The 23721-nt window shown below is 41.3% G+C and carries 23 protein-coding genes and 1 other RNA gene; 14 read left to right on the plus strand and 10 right to left on the minus strand.

Annotated elements, in window-relative coordinates; all coding sequences use genetic code 11:
- The first annotated feature begins 167 nt into the window (after positions 1–167).
- Genes N6H18_RS00425 through N6H18_RS00435 form a run of 3 tightly spaced genes read left to right on the plus strand, consistent with a single transcriptional unit; the run spans position 168 to position 2809 of the window.
- Entirely contained in the window at positions 168–1043 is an 876-nt protein-coding gene (locus N6H18_RS00425; protein WP_262309875.1) for a UbiA prenyltransferase family protein, read from the plus strand.
- A gap of 15 nt (positions 1044–1058) precedes the next feature.
- A complete protein-coding gene (locus tag N6H18_RS00430; RefSeq protein WP_262309876.1) occupies positions 1059–1649 on the plus strand; it encodes an HAD family hydrolase in 591 nt (196 codons plus the stop codon).
- Positions 1649–2809 carry a glycosyltransferase family 2 protein gene (locus N6H18_RS00435; protein ID WP_262309877.1) on the plus strand — a complete coding sequence of 387 codons (1161 nt, stop codon included), beginning with the start codon at positions 1649–1651 and terminating at the stop codon, positions 2807–2809. The genes N6H18_RS00430 and N6H18_RS00435 overlap by 1 nt, the downstream gene beginning before the upstream one ends.
- A 99-nt stretch (positions 2810–2908) precedes the next feature.
- On the opposite strand, the gene miaE is transcribed toward N6H18_RS00435, so the two are convergent.
- From miaE to N6H18_RS00450, 3 genes are all read right to left on the minus strand, one after another.
- Positions 2909–3502: a tRNA-(ms[2]io[6]A)-hydroxylase gene (miaE, locus tag N6H18_RS00440; protein WP_262309878.1), complete on the minus strand. Its 594-nt coding sequence runs from the start codon at positions 3500–3502 to the stop codon at positions 2909–2911.
- A gap of 101 nt (positions 3503–3603) precedes the next feature.
- Positions 3604–5376, minus strand: a complete 1773-nt coding sequence (locus N6H18_RS00445) for a putative porin (RefSeq protein ID WP_262309879.1) — start codon at positions 5374–5376, stop codon at positions 3604–3606.
- Positions 5377–5437: 61 nt separating this feature from the next.
- A complete protein-coding gene (locus N6H18_RS00450; protein ID WP_262309880.1) occupies positions 5438–6202 on the minus strand; it encodes a hypothetical protein in 765 nt (254 codons plus the stop codon).
- A 139-nt stretch (positions 6203–6341) separates the two neighbouring features.
- On the opposite strand from N6H18_RS00450, the gene N6H18_RS00455 reads away from it, so the two are divergent.
- The 3 genes from N6H18_RS00455 to N6H18_RS00465 are packed head-to-tail and all read left to right on the plus strand — an operon-like array spanning position 6342 to position 9741.
- A complete protein-coding gene (locus tag N6H18_RS00455) occupies positions 6342–7436 on the plus strand; it encodes a Nif3-like dinuclear metal center hexameric protein (RefSeq protein ID WP_262309881.1) in 1095 nt (364 codons plus the stop codon).
- A gap of 7 nt (positions 7437–7443) precedes the next feature.
- Complete coding sequence (locus tag N6H18_RS00460; protein ID WP_262309882.1) at positions 7444–8217, plus strand: zinc ribbon domain-containing protein; 774 nt, start codon at positions 7444–7446, stop codon at positions 8215–8217.
- A 36-nt stretch (positions 8218–8253) separates the two neighbouring features.
- Positions 8254–9741, plus strand: a complete 1488-nt coding sequence (locus N6H18_RS00465) for a tetratricopeptide repeat protein (protein WP_262309883.1) — start codon at positions 8254–8256, stop codon at positions 9739–9741.
- 266 nt (positions 9742–10007) lie between these two features.
- Here the strand turns inward: N6H18_RS00465 and tnpA are convergent, their stop codons facing one another.
- Both tnpA and N6H18_RS00475 read right to left on the minus strand, forming a co-directional pair.
- Positions 10008–10439, minus strand: a complete 432-nt coding sequence (gene tnpA, locus N6H18_RS00470; protein ID WP_262309884.1) for an IS200/IS605 family transposase — start codon at positions 10437–10439, stop codon at positions 10008–10010.
- A gap of 778 nt (positions 10440–11217) precedes the next feature.
- Positions 11218–14553, minus strand: coding sequence for a TonB-dependent receptor (locus N6H18_RS00475; protein ID WP_262309885.1), 3336 nt, complete (start codon positions 14551–14553; stop codon positions 11218–11220).
- Positions 14554–14754: 201 nt separating this feature from the next.
- Here N6H18_RS00475 and N6H18_RS00480 point away from each other — a divergent pair, with 201 nt between their 5' ends.
- Positions 14755–15306 (plus strand): hypothetical protein, encoded by a 552-nt coding sequence (locus tag N6H18_RS00480; protein ID WP_262309886.1) that lies wholly within the window; start codon positions 14755–14757, stop codon positions 15304–15306.
- Here the strand turns inward: N6H18_RS00480 and N6H18_RS00485 are convergent.
- Positions 15303–15599 (minus strand): acylphosphatase, encoded by a 297-nt coding sequence (locus N6H18_RS00485; RefSeq protein WP_262309887.1) that lies wholly within the window; start codon positions 15597–15599, stop codon positions 15303–15305. The genes N6H18_RS00480 and N6H18_RS00485 overlap by 4 nt on opposite strands.
- Before the next feature lie 64 nt (positions 15600–15663).
- Positions 15664–16005 (minus strand): hypothetical protein, encoded by a 342-nt coding sequence (locus tag N6H18_RS00490; protein WP_262309888.1) that lies wholly within the window; start codon positions 16003–16005, stop codon positions 15664–15666.
- Between the two features lie 103 nt (positions 16006–16108).
- On the opposite strand from N6H18_RS00490, the gene N6H18_RS00495 reads away from it, so the two are divergent.
- From N6H18_RS00495 to N6H18_RS00520, 6 genes are all read left to right on the plus strand, one after another.
- The gene (locus N6H18_RS00495) at positions 16109–17197 is read left to right on the plus strand and encodes an amidohydrolase family protein (protein ID WP_262309889.1); all 1089 of its coding nucleotides are present in this window, start codon (positions 16109–16111) and stop codon (positions 17195–17197) included.
- A gap of 77 nt (positions 17198–17274) precedes the next feature.
- Entirely contained in the window at positions 17275–18174 is a 900-nt protein-coding gene (locus N6H18_RS00500) for a nucleotidyltransferase family protein (RefSeq protein ID WP_262309890.1), read from the plus strand.
- 13 nt (positions 18175–18187) lie between these two features.
- Entirely contained in the window at positions 18188–18628 is a 441-nt protein-coding gene (locus N6H18_RS00505) for a peroxiredoxin (RefSeq protein ID WP_262309891.1), read from the plus strand.
- Positions 18629–18698: 70 nt separating this feature from the next.
- Positions 18699–18796, plus strand: an RNA gene (gene ffs, locus N6H18_RS00510) — signal recognition particle sRNA small type.
- 27 nt (positions 18797–18823) lie between these two features.
- A complete protein-coding gene (locus tag N6H18_RS00515; RefSeq protein WP_262309892.1) occupies positions 18824–19027 on the plus strand; it encodes a fructose-6-phosphate aldolase in 204 nt (67 codons plus the stop codon).
- A gap of 2 nt (positions 19028–19029) precedes the next feature.
- Positions 19030–19740 (plus strand): cell division ATP-binding protein FtsE, encoded by a 711-nt coding sequence (locus N6H18_RS00520; RefSeq protein WP_262309893.1) that lies wholly within the window; start codon positions 19030–19032, stop codon positions 19738–19740.
- Positions 19741–19742: 2 nt separating this feature from the next.
- On the opposite strand, the gene N6H18_RS00525 is transcribed toward N6H18_RS00520, so the two are convergent.
- From N6H18_RS00525 to N6H18_RS00535, 3 genes are read right to left on the minus strand one after another with little or no spacing between them, the layout of a single operon-like run.
- Complete coding sequence (locus tag N6H18_RS00525; protein WP_262309894.1) at positions 19743–20795, minus strand: hypothetical protein; 1053 nt, start codon at positions 20793–20795, stop codon at positions 19743–19745.
- On the minus strand, positions 20776–21324 hold the full coding sequence (locus N6H18_RS00530) for a hypothetical protein (RefSeq protein ID WP_262309895.1): 549 nt from the start codon (positions 21322–21324) through the stop codon (positions 20776–20778). Before N6H18_RS00530 ends, N6H18_RS00525 begins: the two co-directional genes overlap by 20 nt.
- Positions 21314–21871: an RNA polymerase sigma factor gene (locus tag N6H18_RS00535; RefSeq protein ID WP_262309896.1), complete on the minus strand. Its 558-nt coding sequence runs from the start codon at positions 21869–21871 to the stop codon at positions 21314–21316. The genes N6H18_RS00530 and N6H18_RS00535 overlap by 11 nt, the downstream gene beginning before the upstream one ends.
- Positions 21872–22024: 153 nt before the next feature.
- On the opposite strand from N6H18_RS00535, the gene N6H18_RS00540 reads away from it, so the two are divergent.
- A complete protein-coding gene (locus N6H18_RS00540) occupies positions 22025–23545 on the plus strand; it encodes an FMN-binding glutamate synthase family protein (protein WP_262309897.1) in 1521 nt (506 codons plus the stop codon).
- Positions 23546–23721 lie beyond the last annotated feature (176 nt).

A 23721-nucleotide genomic window follows, 5' to 3' on the forward strand; every position in this document is an offset into this window, starting at 1 on the left:
ATTAGAGCATAAGACATGGTAATATTTCTCATCATGAATACCTAAATAATACTATATACAGAACCAATTGTACTTATCAGGAATTCATCTCCACGAATAGTCATTTACCCTAGACTTTTCATCTATCAATTTTATATTGCGCTGAGATTTAACCTTCTAACCTAACCATGAAAACCCTTTCTTTGCTCAACAGTGTATTTAGAATCAAACACTGGGTCAAAAACACTTTCATTTTTATTCCTAGTTTCTTTGCTGGTCATTTTTTGCTAGGCGATGAACTGGTTGATCTTATCCAAGCCTTTTTCTCGGTATGTCTGGTAGCCAGTTCGATCTACATCATCAATGACATCCGAGACGTTGAGATGGACAGACTGCATCCAGAAAAAATGCACCGCCCCTTTGCTGCTAGGCTGATCTCGCCGATACAAGGTTATCTATTGATGATAGTGATCTTAGGTATTGGTTTGACCTCTGCCTATCATCTATCTACTCAATTTTTCGGACTGTGTCTGCTATACCTAGCTATCAACATTGCCTACTCCCTAGGGTTAAAATCTATCGCTATTGTTGATTTGCTACTCGTATCTTCTGGTTTTTTGATCAGAGTGTATATGGGTGGTGTCATTTCTGGTGTGGCAGTATCTCATTGGTTATCCATTATGATTTTTCTTCTCTCTCTTTTCATCGTTCTTGCCAAGAGGAGTGATGACATCAGAATTTTTGAAGAAGACGGTACGGTCGTGCGCAAAACCAGTTCAAAATACAATCGCGTGTTCATCAACTCCTGCATCACGATGGTCAGTGGTATTATCATTGTGTGCTATATACTCTACTGTGTTTCGCCAGAGATCACACAACAATGGCAATCGGACTATATTTTCGTCACGACCATCTTCGTCATCGCAGGTATCATGAGATACCTACAGCTCACCATGGTAGAAAACAAAACTGGCTCACCAGTTCAAATCCTGTACAAGGATAAATTCATCATTCTCACACTCATTGGCTGGCTATTAGCATTCGGTTTCATCATCTACATCTGATTCTGGTTATCATTTATGAAAACACTCGCTCTGTTTGATTTTGACGGCACCCTCACCCAAAAAGACAGTTTGTTTGAAATGGCGAAGCATGTTTCGTCTCCAGCGATATACTATCTCAAAATCAGCGTATTGATTCCTGTTTTTACTTTGATGAAAACATCCCTTCTATCCAAACAAAGGGGGAAGGAAATCTTCATGCAATTATTCTTTGGCGGGATGAAAATCGAGGATTTCAATCAACAGTGCTATAAATTTTGCAACCAAAGGCTGCCTGAGATCATCAGACCCAAAGCACTCATAGCACTGCAACAGTACCAAGAAAATAATACCGATACATACATCGTGTCTGCCTCTCCTGAAAATTGGATCAAACCATGGGCTGAAAAACTTGGAATCAAAGTCCTAAGTACTCAACTAGAAGTACAAAACCTCAGAATCACAGGACGCATACTTGGCAACAACTGCAACCATGAAGAGAAAGTGAATCGAATCAAAAACCATATCAACCTGACCGAATACAACCATATTGTTGCATATGGAGACACAAAGGGTGACTTCCCTATGCTCAATCTAGCTAATACCAAACACTACAAACCTTTTCAATAATGGAAATTGCTTTCTGGCTACTCATTACCCTCGTTTTCTATACCTATGTTGGTTATGGAATCGTCCTTTTCATCCTGGTCAAAATCAGGGGATCCAAAGTCTCTCCTAAAATTTATGATTCGGTCAATGAAGTGGCAATCACTCACATCGTAGCTGCTTTCAACGAGGAGGCATATATTGAAGAAAAAATCCAAAACTCACTGGCTCTCAACTATCCACAATCCAAAAACATCTTGTGGATCGTAACCGATGGCAGTACAGATAGCACACCCGAACTGGTTCAGAAATACGAAAACGTCAGACTCTTCCATAGTCCAGAACGCAAGGGAAAAATCCATGCGGTCAACAGAGTCATGCCACTGGTAGAAACGCCCATCGTCGTGTATTCTGACGCCAACACCATTCTCAATCAAGAGTCTCTCCACAACATCACCAGACACTATATCGATCCCAAGGTAGGCTGCGTATCAGGTGAAAAACGAATCCGTCAGGATGACAAAGACGAAGCATCCAGTGCGGGTGAAGGCATGTACTGGAAATATGAGTCCTTCCTCAAAAAATATGACTACCACCTACACTCAGTGGTAGGTGCAGCAGGAGAGTTGTTCTCTATCCGAACTGACCTCTATGAACATATCAATCCTGACACGTTGATTGAGGATTTTTACCTGTCTCTAAGAATCGCTCAAAAGGGATACAAAATAGCCTACGAGCCAGAAGCCTATGCACTAGAAAACTCTTCTGAATCCATCAAAGAAGAATCCAAACGAAAAATCAGAATAGCCGCAGGTGGTCATCAGGCAATCTGGAGATTAAGATCACTCCTCAACTTCTTCCAATACGGCTGGTTGAGTTTTCAATTCATCTCGCACAGGGTACTGAGGTGGACCTTGACTCCTCTAGCGTTGAGTTTACTTTTGGTTCTCAATGCTTTCTTGGCTGTCAACAACATTCTCTATCAACTGATATTGGTAGCACAATTGGGCTTTTATGGCCTGGCTTTTTTGGGTCACTTTTTCCAAAAGCGAAAAATCAAAGTCAAAGCTCTATTTGTACCCTTTTACTTTACCTTCATGAATATATCTGTCTATCAGGGTTTTTTCAGATACATCAAAGGAAGTCAATCTGTACTGTGGGAACGAGCATCACGAAAAGTGTAATGAGGCTTTAGTATTGAGATATGAGTATTGAGTAATCAGATATTAGATTTGGACAAAAACCAAAAAGCGTTAAGCGGTTAACTAATAGCGCAAAGCCAATCAATGCATGCGGTCAGACCTGACTTCCAATCCCTCCATGATTTTGGCTTCCGCTACGAGAAACTCATCCCAACGTGCTTTGACGTAGGTCTCCCCCATATATTTTTTCGCTAATTCCAAGAAGGTGTGATAGTGTCCAGCCTCAGAGACCATGAGTTCGTAGTAGAATTTGGCCAAATCTTCATCCTGAATATGCTGCGAGAGTAGTTTGAAACGCTCACAACTCCTGGCTTCTATGAGCGCATTGAGCAAGAGTTTTTCTACGAGTTGTTCATCTCTGCTACCACCTGACTTGAGAATCGCTCCTATTGCGACGACATATTCATCTTTGCGCTTGGGACCAAGAGAGATACCACGATCTTTCATTTTGCCCAAAACACGTTCAAAATGCCCCCATTCTTCTGCTACTAGGTCTGTCATCACCTCCACCAAGTCTGCACGCTCGGGATAGGTCACAATCAGTGAGATTCCAGATGAGGCCGCCTTTTGCTCGCAATATGCATGATCGATCAATATCTCCGCAAGATCCATCTCAGCCACATTTGCCCAGCGTGGATCTGTGGGTAAGTTTAGTCCTAATGTTGTCTTTTCCATACGTGTTTACGCTTTGATTTCCTCTACAATGAAACATCTTGAATCTTGAATCTTGAATCTTGAATCTTGAATCTTGAATCTTGAATCTTGAATCTTGAATCTTAATCAAAAAACATCCATCTAATGCCCAAATCAATGGCTCTGCGCTGACCTGGATAGTATGGCGTAGCAAAATACCCTTTGTCGCGCCCTTGGTTCAAGTACTCCCAGTTAAAAAACAAGGTCAGGTTATTGGCTTTCATCACAAAGAACAAATCGCTTGTGAAGTAAGAAGGCAATTCAAAATCGTCCTGCAGATGAAACTGCTGTGTAATGGGATCATAGGCCTTGGCATAATATGCCGACTGCCAGCGCAAATCAAAACCCAATTCAAACTCCATAAAATCATTAAAGACTATGTCTTTGTAATAGAGCTTTCCGAAATAATTCCAGTCAGGTATTCTCATGGCATTGGCTCCCTGACCCGATACATTGTTCCACACCAGTCGGTTGTCCAAATGCATGTGCTTGATAAAAGTCAAATTGGCCTTCACCGAATACTTGTTGATCAGTATGGGGTTACTCTCCTGCTTGGGGGTCTTGTCATACCCAAAATAAATATACTCATCTACAGTGGACAAGTCGACTTCAGGCTCCAGAGACAAGAAAGGCAGCGCGTAGTATAGAGAACCTTTGATGCTATTTGCGAAGGTAGAGTTGAAACTATTGTACCACTCATAATGATTTCCAAAATAACTTTCACTCAAGAATGAAGGTGCTGACAAGCTACTCGTGTAGCTAGCCTTGAGGTACTTGTTGTTGAAGAATCCTCTGAAGTAGTAATTGCCTGCATCCATCACCTCCGCTTGTCCTCCCAGTGTGTTGGTGGGGGTGATATGAATTTTAATATCGCCTCCCAGATAATTCTCCCCTACGTGATCCAATTCCAAAAATCGATACCGATAGTCCAAATCTCTGCGCTTGACATAGGCCGAATAGAAAATTCGCTGAGCAATTCGTCCTTTGATTCCTGCCTCTATCTTGGTCTGTTTCATACTAGAAGCATCCAGTGTGGAATCTGTCCGAATCAATATTTGATCATAGTAATCAAAAGAATCATCAGTCAACGGTGTATCAGTATATTTATTCACCACATTGGATCGCTCGATGCTGTTGTAGAGTTCAAAGAAAGGCTTGAGCGAATATTGATGATAGAGAAACAAACGTGTTCGCTTGTCAAAACTTTGTGCATTGGTCAGGTAGATGTTTGCATCAAGGTACTGATAGTAGTCCTTTTCTTCTGTTGTCGTTTCTATTCCTCCTGTCTCAAGGATCGTTTGGTCTATCCTGTAGACATGAAACATCATTTGATATTTGCGATTGATACTCCTATAAAATGTATAAACATCTATCCCTGTGGTCTTGACCTGATTCTCTCTAAGGGAAGACGTGCCGATTTGTTTTTCTGAGGACACGTGATTGACATCAAACCCTACATTCCACTGTGGATTGATATTGCGTGAAAATGAAAAATCCACCTGTGGTCTTCCCTTCCCTCCAAAATCCACTTCCAAATTGATGAATGGAGACTTGCTGTCGTAGTATTTGAACTCTTCCGCACTTTTGACATAGGGATCATAGGCGTAGAATCCAGTCGTACGACCTATGGTGGTAGGGATGCTGTAATATTTCGGCTTGAGTGCCGTTCCATTGTTGCCCAAATCTTGGTAATCAACCGTAGATTTACGATGGGTCTCAAAGTTCTCCATGTTGTGAATAGAAGTATCCATCACATGATACAATGTATCACTGTGCTTCATATCCTCCATCAAAATATAACGCGTAGAGGTCGGCCCATACACCAAATGCGTAGAATCATCCACAATCTGCGCCATCAAACTTGATGACACGACCCACAAAGCAACAAGGAGACTTATTTTTTTGATTACCACTCGGTTAATTTCTTTCTCTAAAAAGCGAAGTTATAAACATGCGTCCAAAGGTATCATGATCCTCAATAAATTCTGTTTGATCCTCCGAATAATATAGCCTTTTCACTGCACACGCATCATCAGACTCCAACTCTAAAAATACCACCTGAACCTGTTCTCCACAATATTGTCGGGCTTCATGCACGCATTTCGCAAAATCAGGAAGTGGCGAAGTAAAACTAAACATCACAATCGCTACATCTCTTAAATTCACCATAGACTCAAATCGGTTGCCTATCGGCCAAAATTTTTCCTTCCAATATGGTCGATCTACCCAGCTCAACAATACGGACACCTCATGCCTGACTTCATTGTGCAACTTGGTCTTGATCAATGCAAACACATCGTGATCGGGATACAAACTCACAGACTCAGACATAGGCAATACAGGACTGTTGCGGTAGGCAAAAGCCTTCAGATCAGTACGAGTATGCAAAACAGGATGAATATACTCTGCTCCCTCCAGTGTCTGATTCTCAAAACCTAACTGACGAGAGATGCTTTGATGCATGAGTACAGTAGGCTGATGATTGTTCTTGCGCAGCGTTTGATCCAGCCAATGAAGAGTTGGAAGAATATTATCCTCAGGATTGCAAAGGATGGCAAGGGTCGGCAATTCAAAGGCCACGGACTTCCAGACACCCATTTCAAACTGACGTTTTCGCCAACAAGCAAAAAAACCTGTCATCAAAGCCCAAGGATACAACAGCAATTTAAAAACTACATTCATCGTGCAAAAATATTCATATTGGTCTGTAAAAAGCCTTAGATTTGAATCAGAAAAAGTCCATAGTTGGTGCAATGAGATGTGGTATGCATCAATCATCATTAAATTATTTCCATTTACGCCCAAATCAACAAAACTACACATGAAGATCAGTGACATAATCAGTATCCTCAACCAATGGGCTCCCCCAGCCTACCAAGAATCCTATGACAATGCCCAATTGATTGTAGGTGATCCACAAACTGAGGTGAAAGGTATCCTGATCTCTCTCGACTGTATCGAGTCCGTCGTGGAAGAGGCCATTCGCAAAAACTGCAATTTGATTGTCTCCCACCACCCTATTGTTTTCAAAGGATTGAAAAGTCTCACAGGACGAAACTACGTCGAACGGACCGTCATCAAAGCAATCCGACACGACATTGCACTCTTTAGCATCCATACCAACCTGGATAGTGTGCAAACAGGCGTCAACCAAAAAATCTGTGAACTGATCGGTCTGGAGAACTGCAAAATACTGGCTCCCAAAAGTCAAATACTCAGCAAACTCACCACATTCGCACCTAGAGATCAGGCTGATCAAATCCTCAGTACATTGCATCAAGCCGGAGCAGGCAATATTGGCAACTATGACCAGTGTAGCTTCTCCGTGGACGGCACGGGTCGCTTTCGTCCCAACGAAAAAGCCAACCCATACAGCGGTACTTCTGGTGAAATCCAGCACGAGGCTGAGACTCGCATCGAAGTGATGCTACCCACTCACTTGAGTCACAAAGTCATTCGCGCTTTGCACAAAGCTCACCCCTACGAAGAGGTCGCCTACTACCTCAACGAACTAAGCAATATCAATCAAGAGGTAGGCGCGGGCATGGTTGGAGAGCTACCTACGGAGATGCCTATCGCCGCAGCGATGCAACATCTCAAGGACACTTTCAATCTCTCAGTGATCAAACACACCCGATTTCACAAAGAAAAAATCAAGAGAATTGCAGTATGTGGAGGTGCGGGGAGCTTCCTACTTGGCAAAGCCAAAGCTGCTGGCGCAGACCTGTTTGTGACGGGGGATTTCAAGTACCACGAGTTTTTTGATGCGGAAGATTCGATAGTGGTTGCAGATATCGGACACTATGAAAGTGAAGTATTTACAAAAGAATTAATTTATGATTTTTTAATAGAAAAAATCGGTAATATTGCACTCAATTTCTCGGAGGAGAATACAAATCCGGTAAAATACTTTTAGAAAATACATGGAAAGTACTGTAGCGCAAAAGCTTGAAGCTCTCACTAAATTACAATCAATAGATTCAGAACTAGACGAAATCATCAAGGTTCGTGGAGCATTGCCAGAAGAGGTAATGGATCTCGAAGATGAAGTAGCAGGGTATGAAACCAGAGTGGGCAACCACAACAGTGCTATTGAGGAGTTGGAGTTATCTATTACTAACAACAAAACTGCTATCAAGGATTCAGAAAAGCTGATCCAAAAATACGAGGAGCAGCAAATGAATGTTAGAAACAATAGAGAATACGACGCAATCACCAAAGAGGTGGAGTTGCAGCAACTAGAAATTCAGATTCTTGAGAAAAGAATCAAAGAAGCTTACGCTAAAATCGAATCCAGAAATGAAGAGATCCTAGAAACCAAAAATGCTTTGGTCGAAAGACAAAAAGATCTTGACAACAAAAGAGGCGAACTAGACAATATCACTGCTGAAAGCGAAGAAGAAGAAAAGAAACTTCTCAAAGGCAGAGAAAAAGCAGCAGCAGCGATCGAAGAAAGACTATTGATCTCCTACAACAAGATCAGAAAGAACGTGAAAAACGGTCTAGCGGTAGTCCCCGTCAAAAGAGACGCTTGTGGTGGTTGTTTCAACGTAGTACCTCCACAAAAACAAGCAGAGATCAGAGAAAGAAAAAAACTGATCGTATGCGAGCACTGTGGTAGAGTTTTGGCCGATGTAGAGGATGTAGAAGTAGAAGAGAAAAAACCTACTAGAACAAGAAGAACAGCTAAAAAATAAGATAGTTTGCTTCGGGAGATTATATATACAAAGAAAATGAAGGTGGGTTATACTCACCTTTTTTTGTTTGTCCTCATCGCGACCAGCTCCCTACAGCTGCAAGCTCAAAAATCCATCGATGACTACCCAAAAATCTACTCCGCCTACCAAGATATCCTCAAACTAAAACTCAGCTCGGGTAGAAAAAAACTCAAAGCCATCATCCCCAGTCACGAAGAACTCGGGCACTACCATTACACACAGAGCCTCGCCGATGTGGTCGAAATCCTCGTCTCAGAAGACAGCGATCTGTACAAAAAATATGAAGACAGCGAAGGAGAGCACTTGGATGGTCTCAGCGAGCTCGATAGCAAAGATCCCTACAAGCGATTTTACTCCGCAGAGATCAAAATACAGTGGGCATTGGTCAGTACACTGTTTCAAGACGAGATGAAAGCTGGCTGGTCTCTCAAAAGTGCCTACGGCGAAATCCAAGAAAACATCAAACAACACCCCGATTTCATTCACAACAACAAGTCTCTCGGTACACTGCATGTGCTGTTTGCTACAGTACCTGAAAGCTACCACTGGGTGCTAAAAATTTTTGGCTTGAAGTCCAACGTCATAGAGGGATGGGGAGAACTCCGAAAAATCGAACCCTCCAACCCCTACTGGCTAGAGACCAGCTTGGCCAAAAGCCTGATTGCACTCAACATCATCAACAAGGAAAAAGTCACCATGGACATCCTCGACGACCTATTGGCCAGCAACAAGGACAACCTTATCGTCAACTACCTACATAATGTGGCACTGATCAAGTACGCGCGAAGTGAAGAAGCCTTGCCCTCCATGATACGGCTGACCTATGTAGGCGGCAGCTACAGCCCCATCCACAACGTCTACTACAAACTCGGTGAGATCTATATCCAAAAACAACAATACGCCCTGGCTAGGCTCAACTATTCAAAATTCCTCAACAGATACAAAGGCAAAAACTACATCAAAGACACTTGGTTCAAGATATTCCTGACCTACTGGCTCGATGGTGAAGACAAACTCGCCGAACTACACTGGGAGAAAGCACAAAAGGCGGGCCGTGAACTGGTAGCAGCAGACAAAAACGCAGCAGACTACCTGTCTGGTAGCTACCCCAACAAAGAACTCTATAAGGCAAGACTGGCTGTCGATGGTGGATACTTCCACATCGCGCACAGCGTACTCAAGCACATCAAACAAGAATCTATCAAAGGGAAGAAAGACGAAGTAGAATACTTCTACAGATACGGCAGACTATACGACAAAGAAGGCAAGGAAGAAGACGCCCTGTTCCACTATCTCAATACGATCAAAAAATCTGGGGATGAAAATTGGTACTACGCTCCCTCTGCCTGTCTGCAAGTCGGCTATATCTACGAGTCACGCCTAGATGATGAAAAAGCTACCTACTACTACAAAAAAGCCCAATCCTACAGCAAGCACAAGTACAAGGACGGTATCGACTACCAAGCCAAGGCTGCTCTACTGCTGCTAGGAAATAAAAGGTAATGCCCGTTTAAAACCCATCCCTAGGGCAAGCTTTCAGCTTGTGCAGCAAACACAGATCGGGGTGGAAAGATATTTTACTCGAATTTGGAATCAGACAGAGGATCAAATTTTTAAACCATTGAAATGGTTTGGATCGGCATTGGTTCTGATGACCCCACCAATAAATTCATAGGCTATGCTACACCCTATGATGTTTGTATTGCACGCCATAGCCCATGGTTTAAACCGTGGGCTATCAATGACATTCCAATATACCTTCTATGGTTTTAACCATTGATCCCGTACAATTGTAAAAAATCATCGTACTCCTGCTGAAATGTTTTCTTTTGATGGTGCTCCTTTTGATTCTGGATGTAATGAAATACCTTTTCAACCACCGATTCCGAAACAGAATAAGCCGCGTAACCCGTTTGCCATGCAAATTTGTCTACGGTTAGATTGTTTTGATTGATGAAATGCGAGCTACTGCCTTTGATTTGTTTGATGACTTCTGCAATGGATTTTTGCGGACTCAATAAAAACAAACAATGGATATGGTCGGGCATTCCGTTTATGATTCGCACGGGACATCCTTGTTCTTTCAGTTGCTCAGCTATATACCGATGGACTTTTTGTTCGATGGACTGATTAATGAATAGCCTCCTCTCATTTGTTGCCCAGATGGCATGAATCCATATTTTATTGAATGAATGAGACATGATCATTTTCTTTTTAATACATTTTAAACCATTGAAATGGTTTGGCTAGGCATTGGTTCTGATGACCCCACCAATAAATTCATTGGCTATGCTACATCCTATTGATGTTTGGTATTGCACGCCATAGCCCATGGTTTCAACCGTGGGCTATCAATGGCATTCTAATATATCTTCAATGGTTTTAACCATTTCCTTTTCAATTTACTAAAAAGGCACCTTATCCCACCTTACTGCTTATATTTGATAACCAAACTGCGCAGATGTTGCTTTGTTTCACGCTTGCTTCTATATAAAAGTAAGGCAGATTCATCAAAAAAGATACGTATCTTTTTGATCAAACCCGCGCTGGTTTTAAACAAAAGATACGTATCTTTTTCCTCAAACCCACGCGGGTTTGAAGCAAAGTCCCAGCAGACTTGAAGAAGAATGTAGGCGGACTTGAAGAAGAATGTAGGCAGATGTGTAAAAGAACAAAAGCAGATGTGTACTAAATGATAGTGACCTACTCGATCGCTGTTGCTTTGCAATTTAAATTGTAGAAATATTTATTAACCGCGAATGTATTCGTCGCTAGTGCAACCAATACAGATTGAAGTGGAAAGATGTAGACCTGTATCACTCGCTCCAATCGTCCACCTCCTGACCTCCACCAGCGGGAGAAAAGAGAACTCGAGATCAGCTGGATCCTACTGAGCCTACAAAACAAAACAGCATCAGACTAATATCCGATGCTGTTTCAATGAGTCAATATACAGGAATCTGACCTGCTAGATTTTTTTTAGTTACCGAAGATGTATCTCACTCCAATCTGCATATAATATGTACTTGCAGTTGTGGTGATATCTCTTGTAGCCTTAGTTGGCAATACAGTTTGACCATCTACACTCACTGTATTCATTTGAAAAGTTGGTACACCATTCTCTGTGACAGTAACAGGCTTCAGTAGGTTTTGAGCATTGTTCATAGTCTGACTTACTCCCCAATCCGAATTCAACAAGTTTGCTACGTTGAAAATGTCAAGACTCAACTGCAGTGTATTTTTAGACTTGCCAATATTGGTATACAAATCTTGCAATAGTCTGAAGTCAAATCTATTCAACCAAGGCATCAAGTTTGAGTTCCTTTCGGCATACTTACCTCTTCTTTCGCTTAGGTATGGGTCATCATTGATATACTCGTTGAATGCAGCCAACTGCTCTGCAGCAGTAAACACTACAACTCCCTCATCAACTATATCTACGAAGTTAATTTCTGAATTATCCGCAGGCACATACAACAAGTCACTATTGATCCCATCATTGTTGAAATCTGAACTGTATGTATAACTGTATCTTCCTTGATGTGAACCACTATAATACAAAGAGATCGTAGTTGCTGCGTGTTGCAAATAATTGATCTTGTACGAAATACTACCCACTACCCTATGAGGTACTGCATATTGAGAATTGTACAACACTTGTTCGTTGGGGCTGCTTACATTAGGACCTGCAATAGCAGACGAGGCAGAAGAACCAGCATTACTAGAAATTTCGTCAGAATAAGTATAAGTATAGAAGAGTGAGCCATAAAAGCCATTTCTTGTATTCAAATTACCACCAACAGTTGCATTAAACACATTGCCCTTTGTATCAGTGTTAGTCAATACCACAGCATTATTAGCTCCCATTGCAGGGTTATAGCTCACAGGTCCAGTCGGGTAGAAATCACGATTGTCATTTCCATAGTTCAACGTCGTAGGTGCATCACCTCTGTTTGCATTGAATTGGTAAACAGCATTGACATCTCTTGTATACATCAAATCAGCACTTAGTGTTATTGGCAAGTTGGATAGGGAATAATCACCTCCCAAACTAGTTCTCCAAACACTTGGCATTTTCAAATCACTATCAACCAAAGCTAAGCTACTTGGCGCGCCTGCGTTTGGGTTAGATATAAATACATCTTCTGCTCCTGCAGGAGGATTGTCCACCCAGTGATACTTATCAGGATTGAAAGTGACATTTCCAATCCAACCAGCAACTTGATCATAACTACTTGGCTCAACATTGTTTGAGATTACACCAGACCCAGTTGGCATATTGGTCAACCATACAAACGGTAAACGACCATAAAATATACCTGTTCCTCCTCTTAGTTTGAGCGAACCATCACCTAGCACATCGTAATTAAATCCAACTCTTGGACTCACATTCAATTTAGTAGTTGGCCACTCTCCCGATTCGTAGTTCTTGTCACCACCATCTGGTGAATGAAAAGTCAATGCATCAATAGATGGATTTGCTGTCAAATCATTAAGGAATATAGGTGCCTCAATTCTCACTCCAGCAGTAACTACCAAATCATCACTTACTCTAAATTTATCTTGTACGTACACGCCCGCAGTACCTAATGTGATAGGAGCATAAGTATCTGCACCTTCATATGGATAAGTCACACCAAACATAATCGGAGCTACTTCACCCGCAGTACCAGTCGTCAAGAAATCATCGACCGAATTATACCTGTAATACGAAGCTCCAAGTCTGAGGAATTGATTTCCAAAAGTTTGAGTTTCAAATGCCAGGCCTGCAGTGACCTCATGATTTCCTTTCAAGTAGGTTAAATTGTTAATCACACTAATATTATCATTCAAGACATCATTACCATAAGTAAATGGATCATATCCAGCTGTGATGTAGTTTGTTCCATCCTCCCAAATATCTATAGTAGGAAAAACACCATCACTGGCAGAGGTTCTTTTAGCTTGTATTTTGGAATAGGTAGCGATGAACTGATTAGAAAGGCTTTGATTAAAATAGCTACTCAATTCTACTGCAAATGAGTTGACAATGTTATCTGTAGAATATTGAGTACTCTCAAAAGCCATTGATTGATCACTCACTCTATTTACAGAAGACCTTGGTCTAGGTCCAGAGCTACCATTAACTAAGTTATTTTGTGTGCCAAAAACGTTACTATATCTCAAGGCCAATTTATGCTTTTCTGATATATTCCAATCTAATCTTGCAAAGAAAGACCTACTCTCATCTCCTGCATCTTTAGCATAACCTTGGTACTCTCCTGGGTCATAACCGAAAGTATTGATTAGGTGATTTCTTACTGCTATCAGATCAGCTTCAGTAGTTCTTGCGATGTTCTGATCTGGATTACCTACACCATCTTGTGATGCTTCCCATTGATTGACTGCAAATGGGTTGGTACCTTCATTCTTAACAAACTCTGCATTTGCAAAAAAGAATAACTTATTCTTAATAATAGGACCTCCCAATCTGAAACCAGTAGTTTTACTAGATACATCATCTAATGGACCTATATCCAAATCTCCAACTTGGTCACCAGTCATATTTTGATTTCTAAAGAAATAATAGGCTGAACCTTCAAATTGGTTTGTACCGCTACGAGTAACCGCATTGATACCCGCTCCTGTAAAACCACTTTGTCTTACATCATAGGGAGCAATACTTACTGTTACCTCTTGAATCGCATCCAGAGATATTGGCTGAGCATTTCCTCCAGGTAGAGGATCACTACTTAAACCAAAACCATTGTTAAAATTTGCTCCATCAATTTGAACATTGTTGTATCGACCATCACGTCCAGCAAAACTATTTCCATTTGCCTGTGGAGTCAATCTTGTAAAGTCGCTGATACTTCTTTGAATGGTAGGCAAGGTATTAATTTGCTCATTGCTCAAATTAGTTGCAGCTCCTGTTCGAGTAGAATTAAAATCACCTTCTGATTTTGAACTTTCAATCACAACCTCTTCCAGAACGTCAGACTCATTCATCGTTGCAGTCAAAGAGTACGGATTACCTAGTTTCAAATTAATCCCTTCATATTTCACAGGTTGATACCCGACATAATTAATAGTCACTGAATAAGGGCCTCCAGTCTTTAGGTTAGGCAAACTAAAATTACCTTCTACATTTGTGACCGTTCCATACTGTGTACCAGTAGGTTCATGAACAGCTTTTACTGTTGCTCCAATCAAGGGTTCTCCTTGATTGTCTCTCACTAGACCTTCCATGTTACTGTTCGTAACTTGAGCCATGGTTGTTGATGAAATAAAATTGATTGCTAGTACCGCAATCAATCCAAGTAGAATTTTCTTCATAATTTTTGAATAGTTGTGTTATTGTTTAAAAGTAATTTAATCTTAACTACTGTTTCGACTTGCCTTTCATTTCAATAATTGCTTTCGAGCGCAATTTTACAGTCAATATTCTGATAAAGCGCATACCTCAAATTAACAAGAAGTTAATTTTTTATTAGTTCAAAGGATTCATACTTTTGCAGAGGTTCAAAATCATCGAAGGTGTATTATATAGTAACAGACGAACTCCTGCAGCAAAGCTTTGAAAAAGACAGAAATGTCATACTAAAAGCTGCCCAAGAGGTTAGCTTTGCTGATTTAGCTCAACTGTTTGTAGAAAAGACGATTGAAAAATACACGGAACTCTTCAATCCTTTGCGTCTGGTGGATGACACCTTTCAGAAGATCATGGATTATCCCTACGACAACACTCAAGAGATAAAAGGAATCTATGATAACCTCTGCGTAACCTATCGCTACAAAAACAGCGACAACCAACTCGAAATCATCTGGGATGGCTCCACACAAGAGGAGAAATACACCAAAGAGTGGTCCGAGACCTTCCTCTCATGGGTCAATGACTTGACCAACAATCCCTCGTTTGTCAAGGCCATACTGCAACTCACCGTATTCAATGACGGTGATCGCAACCTAGTATTTGTACGCAACTCTATCAAAGCCATCATCAACGAGCATTTTGAAATCAAAATCCTCACCCGAAAAGGCGTCAAGAAAGTAGTCGTACTGAAAAAGAAAACCAAGAAAGCAGCTTAATAGAGAATATTAAAGCTATTGTAGACTTCTGAATAGGGCAAATCCTCTGCCTGTACTTCCTTTACTTTGGAAAATTCAGACCCTTCTCCGCACCACACCACCATTGCTGCGACAGCAGATACTGGACCGTAAACTTCCATCGCTACACTGCCATCAGGCTGATTTCTAACCCAGCCCTGCACGCCCAACCGCTCCGCAGTCTCAAACGCCGACGCTCTAAAAAATACGCCTTGGACTTTACCTTTGATTATGATGGATTTACCTATTTTGTCTTTCATTTTGGGTCTGATCATAGATGCCATTTCGAACATCTACTCGTGGTGATTATAAAAATAGAAACGTATATTATCAACTAGGTCAATGGACAATTCCACATTCCTTGCACATTTTTCGTTTGCCCAATGGACGCTTTTTGGGTGGTTTCTTGTGTCCAAAGTACGAAGGATCTGAGTACTGAGGCTTTTCCATTTCTTTTGCCTGCTTCTTGTACTTTTTCTTGTTCTGCTTCATCAAGATCTCATAGTCCTTGAGTGCCTGATCTTCTTTCTGTCTAAAAACCTTCTTAGCACCATGCTTGTTCTGAGAGAACTGAGCCTCCTTGGAAGAAGTTTTAGCTTCCGAATCCCTAGATGTCTGCCCAAAAGCGTCTCCTACGACCAACATTAATACCAAAACACCTCCTAAAACCAATATCCTCATAGCATCTTTCTTGATTTACAAATAAACAAAATTTAACTCTATTATTGTGAACCCAAAGTTATCATTTGGGGTATAGACACACAGTGATTCAATGAAACTCAACATGAAACATATCCTTACACTTGCTCTTCTCTTGCTTTCTCTTCTTTCCTTTGGACAAAACATGGAGTTTGAAGACTACAATCCTCCCTCCACACTTGTAGTAAATGAAAACCTTGTCAGACAGGCTAAATTTCCTTTCATAGATGTTCACAATCATCAATGGTCGATGGACAAGCAAAACTTGAGCCAACTCATCAAAGAAATGGATGAACTCAACATGGCTGTCATGGTCAACCTGAGCGGAAGAGGTCAAGGCAGCACCCAATATTTGCACAATGTCTTGGATAACGTGCACAACAATTACCCCAATCGCTTCATCATTTTCACCAATATTGATTTTGAAAACATTGACAAGCCTAATTGGACGAAAAATGCGGTAAAAACACTAGAAGAAGATGTCAAAGCTGGTGCCAATGGTCTCAAGATCTACAAAAGTCTTGGTCTCCGCTATACAGACAGCAATGGCAATAGAATCAAGGTAGACGACCCTCGCATTGACCCGATCTGGGCCAAATGTGGTGAATTGGGAATTCCAGTTTTAATCCATTCGGCAGATCCCAAACCCTTTTGGGATGAACATGACGCGAACAATGAAAGATGGCTAGAACTCAAAACCAAACCTAACCGAAAAAGAAGCGATACCGATCCAGCGCCGTGGGAAACCATCATCGCGGAGCAACATCACGTGTTTGCCAAGCATCCAAAAACCAAATTCATCAATGCACACCTTGGCTGGTATGCCAATGATCTGACCCAGCTCGGTCAAATTATGGATCGCTATCCAAACATGTACAGCGAAATCGGTGCTGTCATCGCCGAGCTAGGTCGACAACCTAAAACAGCCAGAGCCTTTTTCGAAAAATACCAAGATAGAATCATGTTTGGCAAGGATTACTACAACCAAGAAGAATACTACACCTACTTTAGGGTATTAGAAACCGAAGACGAATACTTCCCCTACTACAAGAAATACCACGCCTACTGGAAAATGTATGGACTAGGGTTGTCAGATCAGATATTGAAAAAGCTATATTATCAGAATGCTCTCAAGGTTATCCCTAACATTGACACCACCTTGTTTACAAACTAATTATCATTGTAGCTCAAAACACTAAGTATCAACGTCCGAATCATGCGCTAACATGAATAGGACACTATTTCGTATCAATGAAACCGACATTATTAATATTAGCTGCCGGCAGAGGCAGTAGATTTGGAGGAGCCAAACAGGTGTTCCCAATGGGACCCAATGGCGAAACCATCATGGAATACAGCATCTATGATGCACTCAACAATGGATTTGGTGACGTAGTAATGGTCATCAACAAGGATGTCGAAGAAGACACCTTGGCACTGGTCGATAAAATGACTGGTGTAAAAGACAAAATTACCTACACCTACCAAGATTTGTATGTGGATATGATCCCAACTGACATCCAAGCCAAAAGACTCAAACCTTGGGGAACAGCTCATGCCATCATGAGTGCCAGTGACGCTATCAAAGGCAACTTTGCGATGATCAATGCAGACGACTTTTACGGAGCTGAAGCTTTCAAGACCATGTCAGACTACCTCAGTCGGCATCAGCAAGCACATCAGTACAGTATGGTAGGTTATGACCTCATCAATACATTGTCTCAAAACGGAACAGTCTCTAGGGGCATTTCAATCAGCAATGAGCAAGGCAAATTGACATCCATCACCGAAACACATGGCATCTATGAGTCCAACGGCCAGATATGGTGTATCGGGCAGGATGGTAAAGAAACCGAAATCACAGAAGGTCTCGCCTCTATGAATTTTTGGGGGTTTCAGCACAACCTCTTCGATGAAATGAAAAGACAATTCCCGATCTTTCTAAAACAAGCCGCTGATCTGACGAAGGATGAATTTCAAATCCCAACGGTCATCGACCACATGATCAAAAAAGGCATGATAGAAGTAGATGTACTACATTCATCCGCCAAATGGTTTGGCGTGACTTACAAAGAAGACAAGGATTTTGCCTCCGAATCGATCCAAAACTTTGTCAAAGCAGGAAAATACCCTACTCCATTATGGAGCTAAACAGTCATTTTGTATGAAAATCGGAGAGTCTATACCGTCCTTTTCTTTGCTCAACCAAGACGGATTGCCAGTCAACTCTACTGACTTGATTGGCGATCCTTTGGTTATTTTTTTCTACCCAAAGGATGATACGCCAGTTTGCACAACCGAAGCCTGTACCTTTCGCGATCATTTTGAAGATTTCAGGGAGCTAAACATCAAGGTCATAGGCATCAGTGCTGACTCTCCAAATTCACATGCCCGGTTCCGCGCCAAACATCGGCTGAATTTTGACCTACTCAGTGATGAGAACAAAGCAGTTGAAAAATTGTTTGGATTGAGAAGGTCTCTTTTTGGACTTCTTGCTCAACGTGTGACTTTTATTTTTGATTCGCAGGGAATGCTTACTCACCAGATAGGGTCTCGATTCCAAGCCAAAAAGCATGTACATGAGGCACTTAAAGCACTGAGATAAAATGCGGTGATTTATTCTCAAAATAATCACAAGAAAATTAGTAAAGAGAAAAAATCAAACTAGTTTTGCATTGGCAAATCGATACGACCAGCTCCTATCGAACTCCCCCAGGGTCGGAAGACAGCAAGGGTAGATAGTCGTAGCGGTGCGATGTTGGTTTGCCACTTTTCTTTCAGATTTATCCCTCCTTTCTGAATGCACATCATCAAAATCAAAGGCAAAGCAAAAATCCCGGATTATATCCAGTTGAGAGATGAGGATTTTGTACTTATTGCGTATTTTCGTGCAGATCGACCACTCAAAAAACTAGAAAAGTATGGTCTGGAAGGAAAAGAAGATGCACTCAAGGGCATCATAGACACCCTTCCTTATGGAAAAATTCAACCCTTAAAGATTTAAGTATGGAAATGGATAGTCGCCCAGTAGTAGAAGTCAGTGAAGCTGATATTTATCAAGAAAACCAAAAGGTACTAAGCGACATCAGTTTCAAAATCGAGAAAGGCGAATTTGTCTATCTCATCGGTCGTACAGGCAGTGGCAAGTCTTCTTTGCTCAAAACACTTTATGCGGATCTTTCTTTTGACAAAGGCTCCATTGATGTAGCGGGTTTTGATATTCGTAAAATCAAATCCAAAAAAGTACCTTACCTCAGAAGAAAAATAGGCATTATTTTCCAAGATTTCCAACTCTTCCCAGATAGAACTGTATCCGAAAACCTACTTTTTGTCATGAAGGCAACTGGCTGGAAAGACAAAACAAAAATGAAAGGTCGGTTGGCAGAAGTACTCATGAGAGTAGGTCTAGGAGCTGCAGCTGGCAAAATGCCGCATCAACTCTCAGGAGGCGAACAACAGCGAGTAGTCATTGCCCGGGCATTGATCAACGAGCCTGTTATTCTCTTTGCTGATGAGCCAACTGGGAATCTAGACCCAGAAGTATCCAAAAGCATCTTCAAACTTTTTGAGGAGATCAACAGGAGCGGGACTGCTATCCTGATGGCAACCCACAATCACAATTTCATAACTGAAAACCCAGGTAGGGTATTGAAATGTGAGGAAGGAAAGTTGCTAGACTCTACGCAAGATGAGTTCAATCTAGCAACCCATTATTAATCTTACTCTAGGTCAATATTCCCATAACTAGAGGATATTGATAGAGTACCCCCCTTGCCATTGCCCATTTTCCCTTTGTAGTCTGCCTTATTATCCGACTTATTCTTGTAGCTGAGATCTATGGATGAGTCTGAGTAGTCAAAATCTCCATATTTCACATTGACTTCAAATGTCGCATTCGTACCTTCTTCGAATCCCAATTTAAAATTACTAAACTTGCCAGTCAGGTTTACCCTCTGAAATTGCTTGGAAACTTGTCTGATTTTGAAATTGCCAGCGTATGATGATTCTACATCCAGTTCCACACCCAAGTAGCCAATCACCAAATCTGAGTACCCCATATACCCTTTGATACCTTCTACTCTCCCAATATCCATGTCTCCATATTTACTAGTCATATCAATTGTTTTGGCTGTCCCAATCTCTATATCACTGTAGCCCTGCTCAAATTTGACAATCCCCAACTGCTCAAAAGATACATCTGAGTATTTGACCTCAATACTACCAGAGGCTACTCGCTTGAAACTACCGCCACCAAATGACACCTTGATGTCACAATTGCCGTTGAGCCGCTCGGTCTTGATGTTGCCATAGGAGATTTTCAAATCCACCCTTCCATTTAGGTCCCCGACATACGAATCCCCAAAACTGTTTTTCAAAATCAATGGGTTGGATTTCGGCATACTCACCAGGTAATTGACCTCAAAATTTTCTGACCCGCGGTTGTTCACCTTGCCATCGATCTCTGTGACAAATCCTATCTCCTCAGCAGATTGACTGATCTGGATTTGAATCTGATCTAGCAGTTCCATCGCTTTGGCCTCAGTGTTCTTCCGAGCGATTACTTCCACTTTGACATGCACGGTATTGCCGTCAGTTGTATTGACATGCACTCGCCCAAAACTATTGGCAATGCTGAGTTTAGTAAAATCCTTTACCGTATAATTCTTTTCTACTACTTTCTTCTTTTCAATATTTCCCCTTGCGCTCAAGTCTACAACACAACACCCAATGAGCAACATGGTTATCAAGTACTTATACACTAATTTTTTCATCTCTTTCGTATTTTAGGAGTTGTTCTAATACCTTCAATTGCTTGTTTAGAATTTCGACTCTTAACTGAAGATTTTGAATCATCGCAGAGATCACTTTTTCGTTATTTTGATTCTGACTCAGCTCTATTTTCAACTCTTGGTACATGCGATCCAAATCATCCAAATCAGCAATGAGTTCACCATCCATCACCTCAGACTGACTCATGACTTGCAATATTTCCGCCTTTCTTTCTTGGATCAAACCAGCATAATAATTTTCTATTTCCTGAATATCTTCCTTTGGATTGTCTTCAACTACGACCGTTTCTGATGACTTTGGCGTCCAATTCCGTTCAATCAACAACCCTAAACTGATGCAAACAAAGACCACTGCTGCAGCTTTCCATATCCAGATATACTGAAATGGTTTTTTCGTCTCTTGATTTTCGTCAAGATTCTCGTTGATTGCATCCCAAAGTCCCTTCTTGGGTTCCAAGTCATCGAACTTATCTCTATGAGCTCTGATGAAGTCTTCCAAATTATCTTTCATAGCTGTACATTGTTTTTAACAATTCTCTCAATTTTACTTTGGCACGGTTGAGTTGCGACTTACTGGTCGATTCAGTGATTTCCATGATTTCAGCGATTTCCTTGTGGTCATATCCCTCAATCATGTACAAGGTAAAAACCAAACGAAAACCATCGGGCAATTGAGTCACTGCTGCTTTGATTTGATCTAAATTCAAACCATCGCAATCAATCGGCACATCTTCCACCAGTTCGACTCCCTCTTCATCGATATCAGCCAGCTCCTTCTTTCTCTTCAGGGCATTTAAGGCACCGTTGACCACTATTCTTTTCAGCCAAGAACCAAAAGTAGAGTCTCCCCTGAATTTTTCAATTCCATGAAAAGCCTTGACAAATGACTCTTGCACCACGTCCTCCGCTTCTGCCAAATCACGCACGATTCTAAAACTCGTATTGAGCATAGCTTTAGCATAGAGATTATATAACTCAAATTGAGCCGTACGATCCTGCCGCCTGACTGCCTCGACCAATTCGTAATGGATGTCGTGATGATTAATGGTATTGTTCAATTAAGATTCAAAATTCTACTCCAAAGACTACACAAATTTGCAAGGGTTGCATCCTCTTGGTAAAAATATCATTTCCACTCGTTTTTCTTCCAAAACATAAAGGAGAGCCGAATTTTTATTAATTTGATGCCAAATAGACCTAACATTATTAACATGAGATATAAGTTCATTGCTACCTCAATTATATCACTAACATTAGTTGCCATTACCGCATTTTATTGGCAGCCCATCTTATGGATACTTGTACTATTGCTCCCCATAATCGGACTAGGTGTACATGACCTGTACCAGCACAAACATACCCTAAAAAGAAATTTTCCAGTACTAGGGATGCTTCGATACATCATGGAGGACTTACGTCCTAAAATTTACCAGTATTTTATCGAATCCGAAACAGATGGCAGACCCATCAATAGGATGTTTAGATCAATCGTATATCAACGCGCCAAAGGAGCACTATCTACCAATCCATTCGGCACCAAAATGAATGTATATGAAACTGGCTATGAGTGGGCCAACCATTCTATCATGGCATTGGATCACCATGATCTTGATCCACATCCAAGAGTGATGGTTGGAGGCCCTGATTGCAAACAACCCTACAGCTCCAGCATCCTGAACGTATCCGCTATGAGTTTTGGAGCACTAAGTACCAATGCTACATTGGCACTGAATGGAGGGGCAAAAAAAGGGGATTTCGCTCACAACACTGGAGAAGGAAGTATCAGTCCTTACCATTTGAAACATGGTGGAGACCTGATATGGCAAATTGGCACAGGGTACTTCGGATGTCGAAATGCAGACGGAACTTTCAACGACGAAATGTTCCAAGAAAAGGCACTCCTCGACAATGTAAAAATGATTGAAATTAAGCTTTCGCAAGGAGCAAAACCAGGTCACGGAGGCATCCTTCCTGCCGAGAAAAACACCCCAGAGATTGCCAAAATCAGAGCCGTGATGCCACACACACGTGTAGACTCTCCTCCTACGCACAAATCATTCTCCAACCCCATTGAGATGATGAATTTTATCAAAAAACTACGAGACTTATCAGATGGAAAACCTGTAGGATTCAAGCTTTGTGTAGGAAACAAATTGGAGTTTACGGACCTATGTATTGCCATGCATCAGACAGGGATCAAACCTGATTTCATCACCGTAGATGGTGGCGAAGGAGGTACTGGTGCAGCACCTTTAGAATTTTCCAACAGCATAGGCATGCCGCTCAAAGACGCACTGGCATTTGTCTATGACATGCTCCGCAGCTACGATCTCAAGAAAGACATCAGAATCTTTGCCTCTGGCAAAATTTTAACGGGTTTTCATATGTTTAGAGCGTTTGCCTTGGGAGCAGATGCATGCTACAGCGCCCGTGGCATGATGCTGTCTCTGGGCTGTATTCAAGCACTAGAGTGTCATAGCAACAAATGCCCTACAGGTATCGCTACACAAAAAGCTGAGTTGGTCAAAGGGCTCAACGTAGAAGACAAAATCAATCGGGTCGCTAAGTTTCATGGTGCTACTGTCAATAGTTTTGTGGAATTCATGGGAGCTACAGGGGTAAATTCAATCGCACAAATCAAACGACACCATGTTTACCGTAGAGTGTCACAATCCAAAATAAAAACTTATGCAGAGATATATCCACAAGTAAAGAGAGGTGAGTTTGCATAAGTTGATGTAGCTTTGCACTTGTCAATTCGCAGCATTTTTGACAGCAAGAGAAGGGGAGAAAAATTATTATTTTGTACGAGGTTCAACTTTGGCTTGACAATTGTAACCAGAGTAAAACCAGCAATAAAATTAAGTATGAAATCAATAAAAACGAAAGTGCGATTTGTTGTGAGTTT

Origin of the sequence: Reichenbachiella agarivorans (assembly GCF_025502585.1) — a bacterium.
GTDB classification, from domain to species: domain Bacteria; phylum Bacteroidota; class Bacteroidia; order Cytophagales; family Cyclobacteriaceae; genus Reichenbachiella; species Reichenbachiella agarivorans.

Bases quoted from the DNA above. Each gene is read 5' to 3' on its own strand.
- N6H18_RS00515 (WP_262309892.1), top strand. From the start codon at position 18,824: ATGCACATCATCAAAATCAAAGGCAAAGCAAAAATCCCGGATTATATC.
- miaE (WP_262309878.1), bottom strand. From the start codon at position 3,502: ATGGAAAAGACAACATTAGGACTAAACTTACCCACAGATCCACGCTGG.
- N6H18_RS00460 (WP_262309882.1), top strand. From the start codon at position 7,444: ATGGAAAGTACTGTAGCGCAAAAGCTTGAAGCTCTCACTAAATTACAA.
- N6H18_RS00465 (WP_262309883.1), top strand. From the start codon at position 8,254: ATGAAGGTGGGTTATACTCACCTTTTTTTGTTTGTCCTCATCGCGACC.
- N6H18_RS00500 (WP_262309890.1), top strand. From the start codon at position 17,275: ATGAAACCGACATTATTAATATTAGCTGCCGGCAGAGGCAGTAGATTT.
- N6H18_RS00485 (WP_262309887.1), bottom strand. From the start codon at position 15,599: ATGATCAGACCCAAAATGAAAGACAAAATAGGTAAATCCATCATAATC.
- N6H18_RS00445 (WP_262309879.1), bottom strand. From the start codon at position 5,376: ATGGCGCAGATTGTGGATGATTCTACGCATTTGGTGTATGGGCCGACC.
- N6H18_RS00525 (WP_262309894.1), bottom strand. From the start codon at position 20,795: ATGAAAAAATTAGTGTATAAGTACTTGATAACCATGTTGCTCATTGGG.
- N6H18_RS00425 (WP_262309875.1), top strand. From the start codon at position 168: ATGAAAACCCTTTCTTTGCTCAACAGTGTATTTAGAATCAAACACTGG.
- N6H18_RS00435 (WP_262309877.1), top strand. From the start codon at position 1,649: ATGGAAATTGCTTTCTGGCTACTCATTACCCTCGTTTTCTATACCTAT.
- N6H18_RS00450 (WP_262309880.1), bottom strand. From the start codon at position 6,202: ATGAATGTAGTTTTTAAATTGCTGTTGTATCCTTGGGCTTTGATGACA.
- N6H18_RS00475 (WP_262309885.1), bottom strand. From the start codon at position 14,553: ATGAAGAAAATTCTACTTGGATTGATTGCGGTACTAGCAATCAATTTT.
- N6H18_RS00540 (WP_262309897.1), top strand. From the start codon at position 22,025: ATGAGATATAAGTTCATTGCTACCTCAATTATATCACTAACATTAGTT.
- N6H18_RS00455 (WP_262309881.1), top strand. From the start codon at position 6,342: ATGAAGATCAGTGACATAATCAGTATCCTCAACCAATGGGCTCCCCCA.
- N6H18_RS00520 (WP_262309893.1), top strand. From the start codon at position 19,030: ATGGAAATGGATAGTCGCCCAGTAGTAGAAGTCAGTGAAGCTGATATT.
- N6H18_RS00505 (WP_262309891.1), top strand. From the start codon at position 18,188: ATGAAAATCGGAGAGTCTATACCGTCCTTTTCTTTGCTCAACCAAGAC.
- N6H18_RS00490 (WP_262309888.1), bottom strand. From the start codon at position 16,005: ATGAGGATATTGGTTTTAGGAGGTGTTTTGGTATTAATGTTGGTCGTA.
- N6H18_RS00530 (WP_262309895.1), bottom strand. From the start codon at position 21,324: ATGAAAGATAATTTGGAAGACTTCATCAGAGCTCATAGAGATAAGTTC.
- N6H18_RS00495 (WP_262309889.1), top strand. From the start codon at position 16,109: ATGAAACATATCCTTACACTTGCTCTTCTCTTGCTTTCTCTTCTTTCC.
- tnpA (WP_262309884.1), bottom strand. From the start codon at position 10,439: ATGTCTCATTCATTCAATAAAATATGGATTCATGCCATCTGGGCAACA.
- N6H18_RS00430 (WP_262309876.1), top strand. From the start codon at position 1,059: ATGAAAACACTCGCTCTGTTTGATTTTGACGGCACCCTCACCCAAAAA.